General features: G+C 68.0%; 20 protein-coding genes and 4 pseudogenes. 17 read left to right on the top strand and 7 right to left on the bottom strand.

The window, feature by feature from the left end:
- Positions 1 to 96: pseudogene (locus ACZ7L9_RS34740) on the top strand (integrase core domain-containing protein); the annotation flags it as partial.
- Between the two features lie 85 nt (positions 97 to 181).
- Here ACZ7L9_RS34740 and ACZ7L9_RS34735 read toward each other — a convergent pair.
- The gene (locus ACZ7L9_RS34735; RefSeq protein WP_471421522.1) at positions 182 to 547 is read right to left on the bottom strand and encodes a DoxX family protein; all 366 of its coding nucleotides are present in this window, start codon (positions 545 to 547) and stop codon (positions 182 to 184) included.
- Positions 548 to 607: 60 nt separating this feature from the next.
- Between ACZ7L9_RS34735 and ACZ7L9_RS34730 the strand changes: the two genes are divergently transcribed.
- Positions 608 to 1489: a LysR family transcriptional regulator gene (locus ACZ7L9_RS34730; RefSeq protein WP_471421521.1), complete on the top strand. Its 882-nt coding sequence runs from the start codon at positions 608 to 610 to the stop codon at positions 1487 to 1489.
- A gap of 615 nt (positions 1490 to 2104) precedes the next feature.
- Here ACZ7L9_RS34730 and ACZ7L9_RS34725 read toward each other — a convergent pair.
- Positions 2105 to 2518: a DUF6086 family protein gene (locus tag ACZ7L9_RS34725; protein WP_471421520.1), complete on the bottom strand. Its 414-nt coding sequence runs from the start codon at positions 2516 to 2518 to the stop codon at positions 2105 to 2107.
- A gap of 241 nt (positions 2519 to 2759) precedes the next feature.
- Complete coding sequence (locus tag ACZ7L9_RS34720) at positions 2760 to 3611, bottom strand: TetR/AcrR family transcriptional regulator (RefSeq protein ID WP_471421519.1); 852 nt, start codon at positions 3609 to 3611, stop codon at positions 2760 to 2762.
- A 228-nt stretch (positions 3612 to 3839) separates the two neighbouring features.
- Here ACZ7L9_RS34720 and ACZ7L9_RS34715 point away from each other — a divergent pair, with 228 nt between their 5' ends.
- Both ACZ7L9_RS34715 and ACZ7L9_RS34710 read left to right on the top strand, forming a co-directional pair.
- Positions 3840 to 5450 carry an MFS transporter gene (locus ACZ7L9_RS34715; RefSeq protein ID WP_471421518.1) on the top strand — a complete coding sequence of 537 codons (1611 nt, stop codon included), beginning with the start codon at positions 3840 to 3842 and terminating at the stop codon, positions 5448 to 5450.
- Positions 5451 to 6038: 588 nt separating this feature from the next.
- On the top strand, positions 6039 to 6563 hold the full coding sequence (locus ACZ7L9_RS34710) for an FBP domain-containing protein (protein WP_471421517.1): 525 nt from the start codon (positions 6039 to 6041) through the stop codon (positions 6561 to 6563).
- Here the strand turns inward: ACZ7L9_RS34710 and ACZ7L9_RS34705 are convergent.
- Positions 6511 to 6687: a hypothetical protein gene (locus tag ACZ7L9_RS34705; RefSeq protein WP_471421516.1), complete on the bottom strand. Its 177-nt coding sequence runs from the start codon at positions 6685 to 6687 to the stop codon at positions 6511 to 6513. The two genes, ACZ7L9_RS34710 and ACZ7L9_RS34705, sit on opposite strands and share 53 nt — an antisense overlap.
- A gap of 59 nt (positions 6688 to 6746) precedes the next feature.
- Between ACZ7L9_RS34705 and ACZ7L9_RS34700 the strand changes: the two genes are divergently transcribed.
- On the top strand, positions 6747 to 7646 hold the full coding sequence (locus ACZ7L9_RS34700; protein WP_471421515.1) for a DMT family transporter: 900 nt from the start codon (positions 6747 to 6749) through the stop codon (positions 7644 to 7646).
- Positions 7647 to 8362: 716 nt separating this feature from the next.
- On the opposite strand, the gene ACZ7L9_RS34695 is transcribed toward ACZ7L9_RS34700, so the two are convergent.
- On the bottom strand, positions 8363 to 9136 hold the full coding sequence (locus ACZ7L9_RS34695) for a class I SAM-dependent methyltransferase (RefSeq protein WP_471421514.1): 774 nt from the start codon (positions 9134 to 9136) through the stop codon (positions 8363 to 8365).
- Between the two features lie 470 nt (positions 9137 to 9606).
- Here ACZ7L9_RS34695 and ACZ7L9_RS34690 point away from each other — a divergent pair, with 470 nt between their 5' ends.
- The 3 genes from ACZ7L9_RS34690 (at position 9607) to ACZ7L9_RS34680 (ending at position 12125) form a co-directional block, all read left to right on the top strand.
- On the top strand, positions 9607 to 11004 hold the full coding sequence (locus ACZ7L9_RS34690) for an IS21/IS408/IS1162 family transposase (RefSeq protein WP_471421513.1): 1398 nt from the start codon (positions 9607 to 9609) through the stop codon (positions 11002 to 11004).
- A complete protein-coding gene (istB, locus tag ACZ7L9_RS34685) occupies positions 10997 to 11803 on the top strand; it encodes an IS21-like element helper ATPase IstB (protein WP_471421512.1) in 807 nt (268 codons plus the stop codon). Before ACZ7L9_RS34690 ends, istB begins: the two co-directional genes overlap by 8 nt.
- Positions 11804 to 11957: 154 nt before the next feature.
- Positions 11958 to 12125 (top strand): hypothetical protein, encoded by a 168-nt coding sequence (locus ACZ7L9_RS34680; protein WP_471421511.1) that lies wholly within the window; start codon positions 11958 to 11960, stop codon positions 12123 to 12125.
- Between the two features lie 44 nt (positions 12126 to 12169).
- On the opposite strand, the gene ACZ7L9_RS34675 is transcribed toward ACZ7L9_RS34680, so the two are convergent.
- Positions 12170 to 12508 (bottom strand): hypothetical protein, encoded by a 339-nt coding sequence (locus ACZ7L9_RS34675; protein WP_471421510.1) that lies wholly within the window; start codon positions 12506 to 12508, stop codon positions 12170 to 12172.
- A gap of 69 nt (positions 12509 to 12577) precedes the next feature.
- On the opposite strand from ACZ7L9_RS34675, the pseudogene ACZ7L9_RS34670 reads away from it, so the two are divergent.
- From ACZ7L9_RS34670 to ACZ7L9_RS34630, 9 genes and pseudogenes are all read left to right on the top strand, one after another.
- Positions 12578 to 13081 (top strand): annotated as a pseudogene (locus tag ACZ7L9_RS34670) (transposase); the annotation flags it as partial.
- Positions 13078 to 13233, top strand: coding sequence for a hypothetical protein (locus ACZ7L9_RS34665; protein WP_471421509.1), 156 nt, complete (start codon positions 13078 to 13080; stop codon positions 13231 to 13233). The pseudogene ACZ7L9_RS34670 and the gene ACZ7L9_RS34665, both read left to right, overlap by 4 nt.
- Before the next feature lie 171 nt (positions 13234 to 13404).
- Positions 13405 to 13521: pseudogene (locus ACZ7L9_RS34660) on the top strand (IS701 family transposase); the annotation flags it as partial.
- A 9-nt stretch (positions 13522 to 13530) separates the two neighbouring features.
- On the top strand, positions 13531 to 14244 hold the full coding sequence (locus ACZ7L9_RS34655; protein ID WP_471421525.1) for a DUF4158 domain-containing protein: 714 nt from the start codon (positions 13531 to 13533) through the stop codon (positions 14242 to 14244).
- A gap of 234 nt (positions 14245 to 14478) precedes the next feature.
- Positions 14479 to 14955, top strand: coding sequence for a MarR family winged helix-turn-helix transcriptional regulator (locus ACZ7L9_RS34650; protein ID WP_471421508.1), 477 nt, complete (start codon positions 14479 to 14481; stop codon positions 14953 to 14955).
- Positions 14952 to 15515, top strand: coding sequence for a cysteine hydrolase family protein (locus tag ACZ7L9_RS34645; protein ID WP_471421507.1), 564 nt, complete (start codon positions 14952 to 14954; stop codon positions 15513 to 15515). Before ACZ7L9_RS34650 ends, ACZ7L9_RS34645 begins: the two co-directional genes overlap by 4 nt.
- A gap of 3 nt (positions 15516 to 15518) precedes the next feature.
- Positions 15519 to 17021, top strand: coding sequence for an MFS transporter (locus ACZ7L9_RS34640; protein WP_471421506.1), 1503 nt, complete (start codon positions 15519 to 15521; stop codon positions 17019 to 17021).
- A gap of 86 nt (positions 17022 to 17107) precedes the next feature.
- Positions 17108 to 17344: pseudogene (locus ACZ7L9_RS34635) on the top strand (NAD(P)H-binding protein); the annotation flags it as partial.
- A gap of 52 nt (positions 17345 to 17396) precedes the next feature.
- Complete coding sequence (locus tag ACZ7L9_RS34630) at positions 17397 to 17612, top strand: hypothetical protein (protein ID WP_471421505.1); 216 nt, start codon at positions 17397 to 17399, stop codon at positions 17610 to 17612.
- 117 nt (positions 17613 to 17729) lie between these two features.
- On the opposite strand, the gene ACZ7L9_RS34625 is transcribed toward ACZ7L9_RS34630, so the two are convergent.
- Complete coding sequence (locus ACZ7L9_RS34625) at positions 17730 to 17969, bottom strand: Tn3 family transposase (RefSeq protein ID WP_471421524.1); 240 nt, start codon at positions 17967 to 17969, stop codon at positions 17730 to 17732.
- Between the last annotated feature and the right edge of the window lie 30 nt (positions 17970 to 17999).

Genomic DNA, 17999 nt, shown 5'->3' with positions numbered 1-17999 from the left:
GCTCCGATCGAGGATCCGGACCGGATCGACCATCTGGACATACGGCGACGAGCACGACTCGGCGGCATCCTCCACGAGTACCAACATGCCGCCTGACCAGCATGGATGAGGTATTCGGCAAGAGCAGGGCTGGCCGGCCAGCCGCGTACGCGCAGGAATGACCGACTGCTGTCCTGCGCCATCAAGAGGACACGGTCAAGGCCAGCGAGGCAACGGCGGTGGCGAAGTAGAAACCGGGGAACGCGAGGTTGTGGAGCACACGGGCGCGCAGATGAAAGATGAGCGCGCCCAGGTAGAGCAGGGCGAGACCGCAGGCCGCAGCGGCGGCGAGGGGGCTCAGGGCGGCGTCGATGAGGCCGAGGAGGAGGCCCGCCGCACCAGCCAGCTTGAGGGCGGCCAGCCGGGGCAGCCAGGATCGGGCGACACCCACCTCCGCCGAGTTGGCCAGCACGAAGCGCGCCCCGGCGAGGTCGGCGGCGGCGATACCGACGTTCATGGCAGCGGTGAGCAGGGTGATAACAAGGAGTGCGAGCTGGGTACTGATCATGCCTTCAGGGTCCGCGCGCGGTTCGACACCGTCCAATGCCTGCTTCTATAACCTGGTGGCATGGACGTGGACACGCGTCTGCTTCGGTACTTCGCCGCGGTGGCGGATGAGGGCAGCCTGACCGGGGCAGCGGAGAGGCTGTTCGTCTCGCAGCCTGCGCTGACCAAGCAGATCCGGCGTCTGGAGGACGACCTCGGGGTACGGCTCTTCGTACGTTCGCGGTCGGGGATGGCGCTGACCGAGGCTGGTCGAGAGCTCGCCTCGCGGGTGCCCGCACTGCTGGACGGCTGGGACGAGGCGGTGCAGGCAACCGGCCGGGCGGCGCGGGTGCTGCGCCTGGGCTTCCTGGACGCGGGCGCAGTGGGTGCCGTCCCCGAGGCCATCGCCGAGTTCCGCCAGGCGCGGCCGGAGTGGCGGGTGGAACTGCGGCAGTTCGACTGGTCGGACCCGAGCGTCGGCCTGGCCCGGGGCGAGGTGGATGCGGCAGTGGTGCGTCTGCCGTTTCCGGGGCAGGAAAGGCTGACGGTGCGGGAGTTGTTCGTTGAGGAGCGTGGGGTGCTCCTGCCGGCTCGGCATCCGCTGGCGAACAGCGAGACGGTGGAGTTCCGGGAGCTGTGGAACGAGCCGTTCGTCGCGGCCGGAGCCGAGACCGGAGCCTGGAGGGAGCACTGGCTGGCGGCGGAGGAGCGGGACGGGCACCCCGTCCGGGTCGGCGCCGTCACCAGCCGTCCCGACGAGTGGCTCGGAGCGGTGGCCGGCGGCTGTGTGGCATTGGCCCCGGCGTCGACGGCCCGTTTCTACGCCCACCCGGACGTGGTGTTCCGTCCGGTCCGCGGGGTCTCACCGAGCCGGGTGGGGCTGGCCCGGCCTCGAGGGCGGACGCACAAGGCAGCGCTGGATGAACTCCTGGAGGCCATCACGCGGCGGCTGAGCCGGAGCTGACGACTGGGCCGGCAGACCGCCGGCGCGCTGCTCAGCCGGATCGGCACTACTCCCGGCGGCGGCCGCGTTGAACGCCGTCACTACCGAGCCCTGGTTCGGCGGCTGCCCGTCGATCGGCTTGCCCTCACCGACGGCCCCGACCGCGCCTACGGTTCGCCGACCGGACAGGAAGCATCCGTACGGGGGAGCCCGGTCACCGACTCGCCCGGCACCGGTCGCGCGAACCGTCCCCGGCCCGTAGACATGAAGGGCAGCCGCGCCCGCCGACAGGACCGGGCCGGCTGACCATCGCCAGGGGCCGTGCCGATGCCCATCAGCAGTCCGCTTGCTGGGCGCCCGTCCCCTGGCCCGCCGACGACGAACAACAGCGACGAAGGCGCGGGCCCAGCGAGCGGCCGGAGACCAGTAGACCTCCGCAAGGCCGCACCCTCGTGCGGGCCTGCGACCCTCAAGGAAGGCGCGGGTACATGTATCTGTGGCACGTGAACGGATCCGGTGGCCGGTCGTCGTGGACCGGGCCCGCCAGATCGTGGAGAGCTACGAAGGCGGCGTGAGCCGTGAATGATGGGGTCCGGCCCGCGCCCCGGACCGCCATGGTTCAGCCCAGCGAGTCCCTCATGGCGCTATGTGTCGGGTGAGCTCGCGTGACTTCTGCTGCAGCGCGGCTGTCCATTCCTTTGCATGGGGATCCGAAGCCGTCTTGAGATAGGCGCTCTCGGCACTCTCGGCCGCCTGCCAGTTCACCTCGATGTTCGCCTTCTCAGCCAAAGCCAGCACCGTAGCAACGAACCCTTCGGACAGGGTGGCCATGACGGCGTGCCTGGTTTTGCTATGCCAGGCGAGCAGGGCGTCGACGAACGCTGCGAATGCGATGGGGTCGATCTGACACTCGTCAGCTTCCATGAGGCCGACGCCGGATGGCAGACCCACTTCGGCTTGATAGACGCTGACCTGGCTCATGAACAGCCGGGATGCCCCGTTGGACGGGTTCCACAGGGTTTGGTCGCCCAATTTGTAGTACTGGCTCACGTCAGCCTCTCACTGCTGGTCATAGGGGGTCGACATTACGGTCAGTCAGCCCTCCACGGAAAGTGAGCCAGACCCAACCCCGTGAACATCTGCTGTCGCTACCCGTGAACAGAGCCAGACCTCCGGCGGGAAGCGGAAACCCCGGTACGACGGCGTCATCACATCCGACCAGAGGGATGATCATGCCGCCCGAGGAGGCCACCACTCAACCTGGCAAACACCGCGGGTGAGGCTCTGTCCTCTACCCGATGCCGCGCCGTTCGAGGTCGGCGGCGATGCCGTCCAGGACGCCGGTAAGGCCCGAGATGAAGAGGGTGTCGAGGTCCCAAGGGTCGGCGCCCGCGCGCGTCGCGGGGCCGAGTCGTGGGTACGCGCCGGGCTCGTAGAGCGAACTGCGTGCATCGTCCGTGGCGTTCGCCGTGCGCCGGGCGGTATGTCGAGCCTGCCGCTCCGCTTCCACGTCGCTGACGTAGGTCAGGGCCACGCCCTGGACGTAGGAAGCGAACATGAACATGTAACGGAAGGCGTCGGCGGGTTCGAGGCCGAGTCCGTCGAATACGGCGAAGGTGCTCTCGCTGTCCGCGGCCAGTGCCCGGCTGGAGTGCGTGCGGGTCGTTACGAGGACCTTCGACAGGATCCACGGGTGACGGTGGTACAGCTCCCAGTCGCGGTGGGCAGCCCGTTCGAGGCCGTGTCGCCAGTCCCGCGGCGGCGTGTCGGGCAGCGGGGTGCCGGTCAGTGCGGCCTCCACCATCAGGGCCACCAGGTCATCCTTGGATGCGACGTGCCGGTACAGGGCCATGGGGCTCGCGCCGAGGTCGGTGGCGACCCGCCGCATGGACAGTGCGTCGAGCCCCTCCGCGTCCGCGATGGCGATCCCGGCCCGCGTGATGCGCCCGACGGTGAGATGGGGTGCGCCGGCCTCGCTCTCCGGGACACCGTTCTCCGTGCTGCTCGCCTCCGTCAATGCCTCTGTCTTCCGCGCTCGGTAGGCCCGCGCCCGGCAGGCATGGGAGCAGAAGCGCCGCGGTCGCCCCCGCTCCGCAGGTTCCAGATCTTTCCCGCAGGCCGCGCAGACCGTCTGCTCCGGCATCACCACACTCCTTTTCGTCACACTCTGTACGCGTGACGAAATCCTAACTCGCCGACGAGGTTAACGGCCTGAGAATCAGTGGTCGTCTCTTCCGAAACATATTTGCTGTCCGAGGTGCCCGCATGCGTATGCTGTACACCGTGACGCGTACTAAGTACGCAGGAAGTGACGTAACTGATCGGGCTGATCCGCCCCCAGTTGTCGGCCCTAGGAGCACGAGTGAAGGACATGACGCAAGGAAACAAGAAAGCCGGTACCCGGCAATGGATCGGACTCGCCGGCCTGGTGCTGCCGTGCATCTTGGCCTCCATGGACATGTCGGTCATGTTCGTCACGCTCCCGTCGCTGTCGGCCGACCTTCAGCCCAGCGGTTCGCAACAGCTGTGGATCATGGATTCGTACGGGTTCCTGCTGGCTGGTCTGCTCATCACGATGGGCACTCTCGGAGACCGGATCGGACGGCGACGGGTACTGCTGACCGGCGCCGCGGCCTTCGGCCTCGCCTCGGTCCTCGCGGCCTACTCGACCAGCCCCGAAATGCTCATCGCGACCCGCGCCCTCATGGGCATCGCCGGAGCCTCGCTGGCCCCCTCCACCCTCTCCCTGATCCGGAACATGTTCCTCGACGAACGGCAGAGGGCCACTGCCGTTGGCGTCTGGACGGCCGGTTTCGCCGGCGGCGCCGTCGTCGGCCCGATCATCGGCGGTCTGCTCCTCGAGCACTTCTGGTGGGGCTCGGTCTTCCTGATCAACGTCCCCGTGATGATCCTTCTGGTGGTCATCGGACCACTGCTGCTGCCTGAGTACCGAGACCCCGAGCCGGGACGCTTCGACCTGCCCGGCGCCCTGCTGTCCCTGGCAGCCGTCCTCGCCGTGATCTACGGCCTCAAGACGACGGCGGGACACGGCTTCGGCTGGACCGGGGCTGTGTGCGTGGCAGCAGGACTGAGTGCCGGAACCCTGTTCGTCCGCCGTCAGCGCACGGCTGCCCATCCGATGATCGACCTCGCGCTGTTCCGCACCAGTCGGTTCAACGTGCCGCTGCTCATCGATGCCCTGGCGACCTTCGCGATGGTCGGATTCTCTTTGTTCAACTGGCAGTTCATGCAGATCGTCCTGGGAATGGGGCCGTTCGAGTCGGCCCTGTGGTCCCTGCCCACCTTTCTCGTGATGCCTGTGGGCATCGCCCTGGCCACGGCGATGGCGCCGCGCATCGGCAAGCCGAACGTGATGACCGCCGGGCTGGCCGTGGCGGCCGCCGGCTACATCGCCCTCGCACTGATCCGGACCGACTCGGGCATCGTGCACCTGGTGAGCGCCCTGGCCGTGGTCTCCATCGGCATCGGGGGCGTCTCCGCCGTGGTCACAGAGGTGATCCTTTCCGCCGCACCGCCGGAGCGAGCCGGGGCGGCCTCGGCACTGGCGGAGACCTCCGCCGAGTTCGGCGGTGCGCTCGGCATCGCGGTCCTGGGCAGCATCGGCACTGCCGTCTACCGCTCGCAGATGGAGTCGCAGGCCCCCGCCGGCCTCACCCCCGGGCAGCGGGCAGCAGCAACGGAAACCCTCGGCGGCGCCGCCGACACCGCAGCGACCCTGCCGCACCAGACCGCAGAGGCTCTGCGCAAGGTGGCCTTCGACGCCTTCAGCTACGAGATGCGGATCGCCGCGGTCGCCAGCGTCGTAGTAACGGCGGGCGGAGCCATTCTGATCGCCTCCCTGCTCCGCAACGCCAAACGGCCCGGCTCCGTGACTGCCCCAGCAGCGGAGCCGGAGCACACGACAGGACACGGCGGCCAAGACAATGCCAACGAACGGCCCGCCAAGACGCCCACGTCGTAGATGTGCGGCCGGCAGGACGCCACGATTCGACCGGATCGACGGCACCTACCGGACCGTACGACGTGAGAACGTCGCCAACCACGTCCTGCCTCGTCTCAATGCGGGTGGCGGCACCTGGGTGGAGATACACCCGCTGAACCGGTCACAGGTGCCGCGCCCGCTCCAGTGGGTGGTGGAGTACCGCACGGCGAACATCCGCAAGTGGGACCAGATGGTCGATTCCTGGGCCGCAGGCGACCACCAGGGCCTCGACCGGGCATGGACCACCGACGTGCTACCGGGCCTCGGATCCCCATGGGGAACGCGCACCAGGGCATCGGCAGACCCCTGCCGATGCCCTGGCCGCTGCCACCCGCGACAGCTGACGAGATACCGCCACCGGTGCCTGTCCTGCGGCGAGCTCAGCGCCAACCGCATCGCTGGCGACGTCAACGCACTGGCCCTGGTACGCCTGGTGCTCAAAACTGCGGGACACCAGCACCGATCGCATGCTGCCCGCACTGCGGCCCGAGCCCCACCTTCCTGCGTCGTGTGACAGAACACCGATGCCTCCACGTCCACGATTCCTTCAGCTCGTCAGGAGAAGCAATGCGCCCCATGACCAGGGAAGAAGTTCGCGGCGCGATCGTGAACCGGGACCCCGCCGCAAAGAGGGTCCGACTTCCCGTCTGGTTCGACGACGTCCGGTGGCACCGGATCGACTACCTCGGGTGGCGGGATCTGCGCGCTCCGAAGCTCGCCTACCTCGTCACCGAAGCCGACGGCCAGGCGTTGGGAGTGCTGCTGCGGCAGGCGCCGAATGAAGCCGCACTCGGATCGCGCGCGGTGATGTGCGACCTGTGCCGGTCCTCCCGCCGGTTCAACGAGGTTTCGCTGTTCACCGCTCGACGCCCATCACGCGACAAACGCGAACGCCTGAACGCGCTCGGTCTTCTCCTGTGCACCGATCTCGACTGTGCGGTCAAAGTGAACGCCAAGCCGATCCGCCAAGGATTCGATCTCCCGGTCGACGACCACGTCGAGGCACGACGCGAAGGCTTGCGTTCACGCACGAACGCCTTCATTCGTTCGGTTTCCGACACAGAAGGTGATATTCGACCCGCGGCAACGTGATGCAGATCTCCGCCCTTCTTGGGTGATGGGCCATGCACGGTTCAACGGCGGGGTACCGGGACGGCCGACCCTGGGCTGTCACCCTCTTCACGCTCACGAGCGTGTTGCTGCGGCTTCTCAGCATGAGCTTTTGCAGATCGCGGTACTTCTTGAGGTCCCCTTCCTGTAAAGCTCAACAAGACCTTGCTCGCCCTAGCCGCCACCGTGCTGTTGTGGGCATCCGCATTTCCCGCGATCCGTGTGGCCCTGGACGGCTACGGGCCCGCCCAGCTGTCCTTCCTCCGCCTCGCTGTTGCATCCGTCGCCCTGGCGGTTGTCGCCCCGCTGCTGGGGGTACACCGCCCGGCACGCAAAGACCTGTGGCGTATCGCCGTCGCAGGTGCGGCGGGGTTGAGTGCCTACCAACTGCTGCTGAACTGGGGCGAGATACATGTACCGGCTGGCACCGCCAGCCTGATCGTCGCCGCTGTCCCCGCGATGAGTGCCTTGCTGGCGGTTGTTCTCCTCGGCGAACGGCTCACCCCGGCCAAGACCGGCGGATCGCTGGTCGCCCTCGCCGGCGCGGCTCTCATCGCCGTGACCGGCAAGGAGAGCGGATACACGGCAGCCGCCTGGGCAGTCCTCGCCGCAGCCCTCAGCCAGGCCGTCCACCACCTCGCCATCAAGCCCCTGCTCCGCCGCTACACCGGACTCGAAGTCGCCGCCTACACGATGTGGGCCGGAACCGCTCTGCTTGTCCCTCTCGCCCCCAGCGCCGCCCGTGCCGTCCTTGACGTCCCCACCGGAGCCACCGTCGCGGCTGTCTACCTCGGCCTTCTGCCCTCAGCCGCCGGGTTCGTTATGTGGGGCTACGCGGTACTCAGTGTCACCACCGCCACGGCATCCCCCTACCTCGTCCCCGTGGTCACCCTCGCCGTGGCCCATACGTGGCTCGGCGAGCAACCCGAACCGGCGGCAATCCTCGGCGGACTCATCACCGTCGCCGGCCTCGTCCTCCTCAACCGACGCCCCCGAGCCCCCCGACCCGTCAAGTTCAAGCCCGTACCACCGCTGCCGACCACCCACCCGCGCCACCACTCCTGAGCTTGTCGTTTAACGTTTGCCGTTGGCTGTTTCCAGGCCAGCACGCAGCTGTGGTGCTGCTCCATGCCTGGGCAAGGGCGGCTCATCCGAGGGCGAGCACGATGGCGCGCCAACCGGCGGGCCAGAACTCCACGCAACCAGGAACGCCGAACTTCGGCAGCCCCGGCTGCGCGGGGACCGCCTGACGTACTGCCACGCCCCGTATCAGCGGCCCCGGTACGACTTCCCGCCCGCCGGAGTGACCTCGAGACAGGAACAACGATTCTGCGCCGGGCAGGGGCCGGAGCATGAACGGCATGATTCGTCATCTGCGCCGTACCGCGCTGTTCACGGCCGTTTCGGCTCTCGCCGGTCTGGCGCTCACCGCCGCTCCCACCACCGCCACCGCGGCAGCGGCCCCCCCACCCCCACCACTCAGGCACCGGCCCTCCGTGAACTGTTCGAGCCGCCGGACGCGACCAAGGCCTGCGAGCTCCTCGCGGGCCTTGTCATTGCCGACGAGAACGATGTCCCTGGTTTCAGCAGGGCGAAGTTTCCGCACTGGATCACCCAGTACGCACCTGTGACACCCGCGAAGTCACGCTTCAGAGAGACGGCCAGGACGTGGTCCAGGACGACCAGTGCCGCGCCATCAGGGACCCGCGCTAACGACTCGGGGAGCGATAGTTCGGCGGCTTGTGGCCCTGACGTGAGGATGTGATTGTTGGGTGTGCGGGTCAGGCCACAGGCCGCGCAGTCAACACCGGCTGGAAGAAGTGCGCATCCTCGACACCGTGCCACGTGACGTTGCCGAACCCGCACTCTCGCACGAGCTCCGCCAGTTCCTCCAGTGCCCAGGCCCGCGACGTCGCCCGCCGGACCCGGACCTGCCAGGTTTCGCCATCTGGCAGCAGTTGCACGTGATCGAAGTCGTAGACGCCGTCGTCGTGCCAGTGCCATAGCTGGAACGTGACCACCTGCCCGGCGTCGCTGTCCGTCACCTGCGGAACCGTGGACTGCCGCCGAGCCTGTCGGGCGTCGCCATAGTCCCTTACCGAGAGCACCAGCAGCCCGCCGTCTCGCACGACTCGCCGCATATCACCCACCGCACGGCGGACATCGTCCTCGGTCAGCAGGTGCGCCAGCGCGTTGTCCGCACTCAGCACGACGTCGAACGAGGCGTCAGCGAACGGCAGCGAGCGCATGTCCGCCGCCAACGTAGCTGCCGCCAACCCCCGCCGCTGCGCTTCCGCAGCCGCTCGAACCGCGGCAGCCGAACTCAGATCGCTGCCCACGATGCGGTGCCCGTGCTCGGCCAGGCCGATCGCCTGCGTCCCGATCCCGCATGAGCAGTCCAGGACTTCCAGTGGCTCGGCACCGTCCAGATACCGCCGGACCAGCGCGTCCAGGGCATTCCCCTGCCGTGATACCGACAGCGACCAGTCCGCGTAGATCAGGTGGTAGTCCTCGGCAAGCTGATCGTAGAAGTCCTGCGCAGAGTAGGAGGCCATGGCGGAACGCTACTGCTGACGGTCTACGGCCGTAACGTGAATATGGCCGCGCGGGTGGGATTTGTGTGACGAAATCGTGGGCCCGCGTGGCCTTCGCCCATCCTCCCCTGTCCGGTATCAGCCGGGAGCATCTTGGCGAGCTTGTCGCTGAACTGGCCCCGAAGTGGGGGGCGCAGCAGGAATCGGCTCTGGCCCAGCGACGCGGGGGCGATCGGCGGCGTGCCGAAGGAGCCGGCCCGAAACACCAGTTGGTGTTCCTGGATCGGCTGCTGGTGACGCTGGTGACCCACACGTCACGGTCGCGGAGGGCGAGGCGGAACTTCACGCCGTGGGTACGGGGTGATGGCGCTCTTTGAATCTCCCCAGGTGTCGCTCTTGCGGTGGCCAAACCTGCTCAGGTGATCTCCCCACCCATTGCGTGATCTTTCCCGGCGTGTCGAGCTGGTGTCGGCGTTTCGTGGAGAGCCTGCGTGAGCACGGAGTTCGGCCTGTTTGAAGGGCCCTGGATGCTTACCTGGGAGGAAGACGTGGATGCTCACGCACTGCGTCGCCAGGGCTGGTCGATCTCGGTGATCGCCCGGCACTTGGGGCACGACCGCAAAACGATCCGCGCCTATCTGAACGGCGAACGAGTTTCCGGATATCGCCGCCAGTCGCCGGACGCGTTCCTTCCCTTCTTGGAATACAGCCGCCAACGACTCAGCGATGACCCCCACTTGTGGGCCTCGACGCTCTTCGATGAAGTGGTGGAACTCGGCTACTTGGGCGGTTACTCCACCTTCACCCGGGCCCTGCGGCGATACAAAGCACGTCCGCACTGCGAACCATGCCGGGCTTCGAGCGGCCGAGACGTGGCGATCATCGCGCATCCTCCGGGTGAGGAGATCCAGTTCGACTGGGTCGAGCTCCCTGATTCGCCCGCTGAGTGGGGCGTCGGTGCCAACGCGCATCTCCTCGTCGGTGCCCTGGCTCACTCGGGACGATGGCGAGCCGTGCTCGCGGAGGCGGAGACTTTCCCGCACCTGGTTCAGTCAATCGATGCCGTGCTGCGGCGCCTGGGCGGAACCGCCCGAAGGTGGCGGTTCGACAGGATGGCCACCGTCTGCCACCCGCCAACCGGACGAATCCTGCCGACGTTTGCCGCCGTCGCGAAGTACTACGGAGCCGGCGTCGACATCTGTCCGCCACGACGGGGCAACCGCAAGGGTGTCGTAGAGAAGGCTAACCATTCAGCGGCCCAACGCTGGTGGCGAACCGTCCCTGACGGCATCAGCATTGAGGCAGGTCAGAACGGCGTTGACAAACTTGCCGTGCAGATGGACAGCCGCAAGCGCAAGTTCGACGGAGCGTCGACCACCGTTGCCGAGCTCGCGGAAGCCGAGCCGCTGCTGGAACTGCCGACCCGCCCGTTCCCCGCCGAGCTGGAGCAGACCCGCGTCGTCAGCCCGCAAGGACTGGTCTCCTTCGCCGGCAACCACTACTCCGTCCCTCCTGGGCTGACCGGCGCCCACGTCACGGTCCGGATCCGCCTCGGCGAGGACGAATTGCACGTGGTCACCGCGGGCCGCGCGGTCATCGCCCACCACCGCCGGGCACCGGACGGAGCCGGGCACACCGTCCGGGACGCCGGACACATCATCGCCCTCGAACGAGCCGTACTCGCTTCGTTCTCCGACAAAGCCCCCTGCCGCACCAAGGTCCGCCGGCCTCCATCGGCCGCGGCCCAGGCGGAGGCCGAAAAGCTTCGCAGCCGACCTGATTCGGACGTCGCGAACCGGGTCGTGATCGACCTGTCCCACTACGCCGCCGTCGCCGACCGGCTGCGGCAGGACCCCACCCGCGAAGACCAGGAGCGCGAGAGTGAGTGACCCCATGCCGATGAGCGAGGCCCGCCGCTACCAGCAGCTGCGAGGCCACCTGTCCTATCTGAAACTCAACGACGCCGCCGAAGCCCTTCCCCGCGTCCTGGACCAGGCTCGAGCCGAGCGGATGACTCTCACCACCGCCCTGGAGAAACTCCTTGAGATCGAAGTCGAGGCGACTGAGGCCCGCAAACTCTCCTCTCGTCTGAGGTTCGCCTGCCTGCCAGAACCATGGACCCTCAACGACTTCGATTTCGCAGCCCAGCCCGGCGTCGACGAGAAACTCATCCGCGACCTGGCCACCCTGCGGTTTCTCGACAACGCCTCCAACGTCCTGCTGGTCGGCCCGCCCGGCGTCGGCAAGACGATGCTGGCCGTCGCCCTCGCCCGCTCTGCGGTCGACGCCGGCCACCGCGTCTACTTCACCACCGCCGCCGAACTCGCCGCCAAGTGCCACAAGGCCGCGCTCGAAGGCCGTTGGGCAAGCATCATGAGGTTCTTCGCCGGACCCCGCCTGCTCGTGATCGACGAGCTCGGCTACCTCCCGCTCCCGGGCGACGGCGCTTCAGCCCTGTTCCAGGTGATCAATCAGAGGTATCTGAAGTCGAGCACGATCCTCACGACCAATGTCGGTATTGCCGACTGGGCAGGCGCTTTCGGCGACGCGACCGTTGCCGCTGCGATGCTCGACCGGCTCCTGCACCGTGCTGCCGTGGTCGGCATCGATGGCCCGTCCTACGGTCTCCGCTCGCACCAGTCCCACTCCGACAACCTCCGCAAAGGGGTGACCGGACGTGCTGGTTGAATTCCGGGAGTGCCCCATCTGTTGGACGTCATTCCAGGTCAGCCCCAATGCGGCGGCCCGGCACACCTACTGCACACCCCGCTGCAAAGCAGAAGCAGGCCGGCGCCGGCGCCGCGAACGCGACGAAGCCGCTGACACGGTTGAAGGCGAAACGATGACGCCGGCGTCGCCAGACCCGACACCCCTGGCGCCCACGGCCGTCCGGAACTGTCCGCACTGCGACAAGCCCGTCACCATCGTTGCCCTGCTGGCCACTCCCGAGGCCGCACGACCCACTATCCCGATGGCGAACCCGGACGTCATCCCCATGCGCCGCAACTGAACAGTCGCATGTCACTGGCCTTGTTGGCCTATTGGACGACAAGGTCAGTTGGCGTCCTCAAACAAGGTGCTGATGTTGTTCCACATGAAGGCGTCCTTCCATTCCGGACGCCCTTCAGCCCAGCCGCTCAAGGCGGCGATCACCCTCTCCTGGGAGATCGTCCGGGTCTGGTAGTGCTCCGCAGCGGTCCCATCGCGGAACTCCAACTGGTAGGTGTTGTCATCCCTCAGCCACACCTGCACATACCAGTCGCCGTCCGCCTCATCGACTCGCTCGACGATCACGAAGGCGTTTCCCCGGCCGAGGTTCGCCACCATCCGGCTCAACGCTGACGTCTTCGGGTTCCCCACCCGGCGACCATTTTCATCTCTCGCTTGCAGCATGGCCCGATCATCGCCCACGGGTCTGACACCAGTCGAAGAGCAACCAGTCGTGCTCAGCCTCGCTTCCCGCCTTCCTCAGTTGTTTCACTTCGTGAACCAACTGAGACGAAGAGCAGGTCTGAGGAAAATTCGAGATCCGCATCACTGCTGGAGGCTCACCCTCTTTCCCAGGTCCTGACGTCGCTGCCCGGCGTCGGCGTCAGGACCGCCGCCGTCCTGCTGGTCACTGTCCAAGACGGCACCAGCTTCCCCACCGCAGCCCACCTCGCCTCCTACGCCGGCCTCGCCCCGACAACGAAGCAGTCAGGCACATCGATCCACGGCGAACACGCACCACGGGGCGGCAACCGGCAGCTCAAACGCGCGATGTTCCTCTCCGCGTTCGCCGCCCTGCACGACCCCGCCTCCCGCACCTACTACGACAAATGCCGGGCCCGCGGCAAAACCCACACCCAGGCCCTCCTCCGCCTCGCCCGCCACCGCATCAGCGTCCTGTTCGCCATGCTCCGCGACGGAACCTTCTACGACCCACGCCTCCCCGAAAAAGCCGCCGCACGACCAGCTCGGGCTTGACGAAAGACATAGAGGCACGTTATGAGCGCCTGGTGCTGCCCGCCACCGACACCGTCAACCACACCGAACTGGAACCCCTGGAACGCGCGCACCAGGACCGCCGACAGACCTTCACCGATGCCCGGACCGCTGCCACCCGCGACAGCTACTGAGGTTGAACTCGTGGTGTCATAGGGGCTGACGGCTGGCTGCGGTACCACCGGAGGCATGCGGCATCCGCAAGGGAGCGGGCTGACCATCGAACGCCAGCATTTCCGCGAGGGGGCTGAGGCTCCGGGCGGCCGAGAGGTTTACCCGGGGCGAGGCGAGCTCGGTGATTGCCAGAGAACTGCCAGATCGGGGTACTCGCCGCCTCTGCCTCCGCCAAGGTCCGGGCATTGGCGGACCGCGAGCTCTACCTGCCCAAGTCCTGGACCGAGGGTCCCGACCGGTGCCGCGCTGTATGGCGGATGGTCGCCGTGCTCGGATACCGGACCGCCCCGGGGAGGTTGGTTACGGCTGTGACACCCCTGCTCCCGTCCAGCTCGGGACGGTGCGCTACCTGGGCACCTTCGGACGACCCTGAGGACGTGCCCGACATCGTGGTGGAGCACGTCGCCGAGCAGCTCGGGCTGTCGGTGACCGCCTTCGCCGGTTACGGCTCGGGCAAGGCCCGCTGGGAGCACCAGGAGGAGATCCGTACCACCTACGGGTACACGAAGTTCGAGTTCGACCCGTGGTTCTCGCTGGCCCGCTGGATGTACCAGCGCGCGTGGATCGGCTCGGAGCGGCCGACCCTGCTGTTCGACCTGGCAACCAAGCGCCTGCTCGACCAGCAGGTGCTGTTGCCCGGGGCGACCACGCGGGAGCGGCTGGTCTCCGGCACCCGCGAGCGCGCCGAGAAGCGGCTGTGGGCGACCCTGGCCCCGGCTCGCACCGCCGAGCAGGCCGAGCGGCTGCAGCAGCTGGTCATCGTCCCGAGCGCCCGGCGCGTCTCGGAGCTGGACCGGCTGCGCAGGTCGCCGCGCGACATCTCCCGCGGGGTGCTCAAGGCGCTGGAGCGCTGCGACGCGCTGAAGGCGTTCGGCGGCCCGACCTGGGACCTGACGGCGATACCGCCCGGGCGCATCCAGGCGCTGGTGCGCTTCGCCAAGGCCGCCCGCAGGGGCCCGTCCCGCTTTTGAGTGAGAACTGGTTCTGAGAATCGATCGGGGGTCGGGCGGGTCTTGGCGGACAATTGTTGATCTTACTCGCGCAAAGGACCCCCGTTTGTGAGAGTTTGCCGCGCGACTGCTGCCGCCCCGCTGATGCGCCGCCGAACAGAGGCTCAGTGAGCGTCCGGCCGTCCAGGTGCGCTGAGGCACAAGGAATAGTTCGGCTGTTTGATAAGTTTACCTGAGTATGTGTACGATGCATTCATGCTGGATTCCTCGGACTCCGTCGATCTGGCGGAGAACATTCGCGCCCTGATATGGGCCTACACCCGCCGGTTGAGCGGCGAGTCGCAGAGCGCCGACGGTCTCACCCTGTCGCAGCAGACCGTGCTGGCCCGGTTGCACCAGGCACCGGGTGCGACCAGTGCCGAGCTGGCCCGGGCGGAGTATGTGACCCCTCAGTCGATGAGCGGCACGGTGGGCTCTCTGGTCGATGCCGGTTTGGTCGCCGTGACGCCCGATCCGCGCGACGGCCGCCGCCGCAGGCTCGACCTGACGGACGAGGGCAACGCACGTATCGAGGCGGTGCGCGCCCGCAAGACCGACTGGCTGCGCCACCGGCTCGTCTCCGAACTCACCACGGCCGAGCAGCGGCAGCTGGCGGACGCCCTCGTCCTGCTGCGTCGCCTGCTCGAGCCCGACACGACACCGACTGTCCCGTCTTCGGGAGGACTGCAATGAGCATCACCACGATCGACCCCAACTGTGCCCTGATCGCAATTGACCTGCAGAACGGCATTGTCGCCATGGCCGAGCCGGAGGACGCCCGGCGGATCGTCGAGCGGACGGCCGAGCTGGCCGACGCCTTCCACGCGGCCAGCCTGCCCGTCATCTGGGTAACCGCCCTCGGCCGTCCGGCCGGCCGTACCGAGGTTCCGCTGCCCGGCGGTGAGCCGCCGGCCGACTTCGCCGTCCTGCACAAGCGGCTGCCCGTCGCCAGGACGGACCTGAGGGTGGCGAAGAAGGCCCTGAGCGCCTTCACCTCGCCAGAGGTGAACAGGCTGCTGGCGGAGCGCGCGGTGACCAACGTCGTCGTCACGGGCATCGCGACGGGCATGGGCGTGGAGTCCACGGCCAGGGCCGCCTACGACGCCGGGTACTCCGTCACGGTCCCGACGGACGCCGTCACGGACCCGAGCGCCGAACGCGGCCGGCTCAGCCTCGCGTTCGCGCTGCCTGCCATCGCCGAGACCGGCACCACCGCCGACGTCCTCACGGCCCTGCGCCAGAACCTGTCCTGAGTCATGGCCGGTACCACCGTAGAACGTCGTGTCTTCGGCCGCGGGTTCACCGCGGCCCTCCTGCTCGGGGTCACCCTCAACCCGATCAACTCGTCCATCATCGCGACCGCCCTGGTGAGCATCGCCGACGACCTGCACGTCACCGCCGTCGACACCGCTCTGCTGGTGTCCGCGCTGTACCTGATCAGCGCGATCTGCCAGCCGCTGATGGGCCGCCTGGCCACCCGGTACGGGGCCTGGTCGGTGTTCATGGCCGGCCTCGTGCTCGTCGGCGTCGGCGGGGCGGTCGGCTGGGCCGCTCCGGACATCTCCTGGCTTGTGGCCTCCCGCATGATCATCGGCCTGGGGACTTCGGCCGCGTATCCGACCGCGATGATGATGATCAACCTCAGGGCCGAGGCCGCGGGCGTCCCTCTCCCCAACAAGATCCTCAGCCTGGTTGCGGCCGCCGGCCATGTCACCGCCGCGATCGGTCTGCCGATCGGCGGCGCATTGATCGCAGCCTTCGGCTGGCGGTCGGTGTTCGCCGTCAACGTGCCCCTCGCTGCCCTGAGCCTGCTCCTCACCGCCCGGTGGGTACCCCGCACGGGCCTCGACCGCAGGGACCGCAGCCTTCCCCTCACGCAGCACATCGACCCCCTCGGCATCGTCCTGTTCGCCGCCGTCGTGACCGCACTGCTCGCCTTCCGGAGCGACATGGCCCACCCCCAGTGGTGGCTGCTCGCCGCTATCGCGGGAGCCGCCGTCGCGCTGACGCTCTGGGAGCGGCGCCGCCCCTCCCCGTTCGTCGACGTGCGGATGCTCGCCAGAAACGGCTCCCTGCTGCGCACCTACCTGCGCCTGATCATGACGTTCACCGTCATGTACGGCGCGCTGTACGGCGTCGGGCAGTGGCTGGAGGAGGCGCGCGGCATCGCCCCGGGCACGGTCGGCCTGCTGATGCTGCCGATGTCGGTCATGAGCGCGGCGGCTTCCCTGCTGATCGGCCCTAAACCATGGGTCAAGCCCGTGGTCGTGGCGTCGGCTGCCTTCGTCCTGGCCGGTGCGGCCTTCCTGTGGCTTTCCGGCGCGCAGGACGCATTGATCTGGCCGGTGCTCGCAGTGACCCTGCTGGGTACCGGGATGGGACTCAGCAACGTCGGCAACCAGACCATGCTGTATCTGGAGAGCACGCCGGACCAGATCGGCGTGAACAGCGGCTTCTACCGCACCTCGTCCTACCTCGGAGGGTTCGTCGCCACCGGCCTCATCGGCGCCACTTTCCTGGGCGGCGCGACTGATGGCGGCATCGTCCTGTTCGGAACGGTCTTCGCCGCTCTCGGAGCAGGACTGCTGTTCCTCAGCATGGCCGACCCCCGCATCCCCAGGACGTCGGCCTCCACCCGCGGCGCGCAGAGCACGCAGCCGACGAACACCTGCCCGCAGCACGCAGCGTCCGCGCTCGGCGGCCGGAGTGCCGCCTCCCATTCCCCGCGCACACGACACCCCGAAGGACGGACAACATGACGACTTACGGCGTCACCGCAGCAACTGGGCACCTCGGCACCCTGGTCATCGACCAGCTCCTGGCCAAGAACGCAGAACCCTCCTAGATCGTCGCCGTCGCGCGCAACACGGAGAAGGCCGCACCCCTTGCCGAACACGGCATCACCGTCCGCATCGCGGACTACGACGACCGTGAGGCCCTGGAACACGCCTTCGTCGGCGTGGACCGCCTGCTGTTCGTCTCCGGCACCGAAGTGGGCAGGCGCGTACCCCAGCACCGCAACGTCATCGAAGCGGCGAAGGCCGCCGGCGTCGGCCGGCTGTACTACACATCGGTCCTCCACGCGACGGAGAACCCCATGGTTCTGGCGCCCGAACACAGGGCCACCGAAGAGGATGCTGGCCGCCTCCGGCGTTCCCCACACGATCCTGCGGCACGGCTGGCACACCGAGAACTACACCGCCGGCTTCCTTGCGTGCCTCGAGGACGACATCGCCGCCGGCCACTTTGATGGCGACTCGGCCGACCTCCTCGCCCTCCTCGACCGCCCGGTGACCCCGCTTGCCAACGCCGTGCGGGCCGTCCTGCGAGCCGGCGCTGCGACCGGGTGAAGGCGTAGGTGCCTTGGCCGGGTGCGACGCACCGGGCGGAAGCGCGGACGACGAGTAGTCATGGGCTCACCCTGCAGGGATAGGGCCAAGGCGCAGGTGGTGAGGGTGACGACGTCTTCAGGATGCCGACCTGCCCGCACCCCCTGCCGCCGGTTCGGGAGTCTGCGTATCTGGTGTGGTGCGGGGGCCGGGCACCGTGGGCGCCGCGGCGGCGAGGTCGAGGTGGGAGTTCATGTCCAGCTCGAACCGGCCGTAGGGGTTCACATGGGTCCAGAACAGCGGTGACAGGGCCCGTCGGTCGGCGTCGGTGAGCCGCTTCTGCCACTTCTCCTCGCTCAGGATGTCCTGGAGGAGCAGGGTGTTGACGTTCTCTGAACTAAGAGGAGC

The sequence above is a fragment of the Streptomyces sp. NPDC111516 genome, from assembly GCF_055635345.1.
The sequence above is the reverse complement of the archived record's forward strand: the minus strand, read 5'-3'. Positions and strand labels throughout refer to the sequence as shown.

Excerpts from the sequence above, each read along its gene's own strand:
- ACZ7L9_RS34650 (WP_471421508.1), top strand. The coding sequence starts at position 14,479 with ATGCTGGATTCCTCGGACTCCGTCGATCTGGCGGAGAACATTCGCGCC.
- ACZ7L9_RS34715 (WP_471421518.1), top strand. The coding sequence starts at position 3,840 with ATGACGCAAGGAAACAAGAAAGCCGGTACCCGGCAATGGATCGGACTC.
- ACZ7L9_RS34655 (WP_471421525.1), top strand. The coding sequence starts at position 13,531 with ATGGTCGCCGTGCTCGGATACCGGACCGCCCCGGGGAGGTTGGTTACG.
- ACZ7L9_RS34705 (WP_471421516.1), bottom strand. The coding sequence starts at position 6,687 with ATGCTGAGAAGCCGCAGCAACACGCTCGTGAGCGTGAAGAGGGTGACA.
- ACZ7L9_RS34720 (WP_471421519.1), bottom strand. The coding sequence starts at position 3,611 with ATGCCGGAGCAGACGGTCTGCGCGGCCTGCGGGAAAGATCTGGAACCT.
- ACZ7L9_RS34645 (WP_471421507.1), top strand. The coding sequence starts at position 14,952 with ATGAGCATCACCACGATCGACCCCAACTGTGCCCTGATCGCAATTGAC.
- ACZ7L9_RS34675 (WP_471421510.1), bottom strand. The coding sequence starts at position 12,508 with ATGCTGCAAGCGAGAGATGAAAATGGTCGCCGGGTGGGGAACCCGAAG.
- ACZ7L9_RS34710 (WP_471421517.1), top strand. The coding sequence starts at position 6,039 with ATGCGCCCCATGACCAGGGAAGAAGTTCGCGGCGCGATCGTGAACCGG.
- ACZ7L9_RS34735 (WP_471421522.1), bottom strand. The coding sequence starts at position 547 with ATGATCAGTACCCAGCTCGCACTCCTTGTTATCACCCTGCTCACCGCT.
- ACZ7L9_RS34640 (WP_471421506.1), top strand. The coding sequence starts at position 15,519 with ATGGCCGGTACCACCGTAGAACGTCGTGTCTTCGGCCGCGGGTTCACC.
- ACZ7L9_RS34630 (WP_471421505.1), top strand. The coding sequence starts at position 17,397 with ATGCTGGCCGCCTCCGGCGTTCCCCACACGATCCTGCGGCACGGCTGG.
- ACZ7L9_RS34680 (WP_471421511.1), top strand. The coding sequence starts at position 11,958 with ATGACGCCGGCGTCGCCAGACCCGACACCCCTGGCGCCCACGGCCGTC.
- ACZ7L9_RS34695 (WP_471421514.1), bottom strand. The coding sequence starts at position 9,136 with ATGGCCTCCTACTCTGCGCAGGACTTCTACGATCAGCTTGCCGAGGAC.
- ACZ7L9_RS34730 (WP_471421521.1), top strand. The coding sequence starts at position 608 with ATGGACGTGGACACGCGTCTGCTTCGGTACTTCGCCGCGGTGGCGGAT.